General features: G+C 41.5%; 1 protein-coding gene and 1 pseudogene. Both read right to left on the minus strand.

Annotated elements, in window-relative coordinates:
* On the minus strand, nt 1-210 hold a 210-nt coding region (locus tag UF75_RS25825), incomplete at its 3' end, for a hypothetical protein (protein ID WP_045577371.1).
* Nucleotides 211-482: 272 nt separating this feature from the next.
* A pseudogene (locus UF75_RS27885) lies at nt 483-623 on the minus strand (DUF1385 domain-containing protein); the annotation flags it as partial.
* Between the last annotated feature and the right edge of the window lie 91 nt (nt 624-714).

A 714-nucleotide genomic window follows, 5' to 3' on the forward strand; every position in this document is an offset into this window, starting at 1 on the left:
GCCATCCGTACCGATCGTATACACTGTTACCTTGTTTCCGCAGACTTTAAACTCAGTACAACAATCTGCACAGAAATACTGATCCTTGCCGATAATTCTTACCGCCCGGCTCCGACACTGAATGCATTGTGTTTGTTTCTCGATGGAGCCCCTGATTCGTTTTACTTGATGCGTAATCTTCACTTTTTCCGACTTGGCTTTTTCTCCCATCTTTTCACCACTCCCTTTAAATTCGGTGAACATATTCCATAAGTACCGTAAAAATACGTACTTTCACATACGAACATGTCTGTTCTGCAACATCAATGGCAAACACATATTTGATATTCTTCCAAATCAATCTCTCTACAGGCATAACGCTCAAGTAAAACAACCAAGGCCTGATTTTGTCCGATAAACTCAGGAGGTATAAGAACCCGAGAACCTATCCGCCGAAAAAATATACACATAATGCATCAATACTAGCTTTCACACCCCAAAATTTACGTTAGTTCCTGACCTGAATCCAAAACGTCTTTTAATGCAGCTAGCGCGACCTCAAGCTGGGCATCGTCTGGCTCTCTCGTGGTTAATTTCTGTAATAACAAACCTGGAACAATCAGCCAGCGAAGCCACGGTGATTCTAAAATGACGCGAAGAATTTGCTTGAGATTTTTCCATAATTATGCAGCCTTCAATTCATTTTCGAGAAAAACAAGTATTGTTCGGGGGCTA

The organism is Desulfosporosinus sp. I2, assembly GCF_000960765.1.
In the GTDB taxonomy this organism is placed as follows: domain Bacteria; phylum Bacillota; class Desulfitobacteriia; order Desulfitobacteriales; family Desulfitobacteriaceae; genus Desulfosporosinus.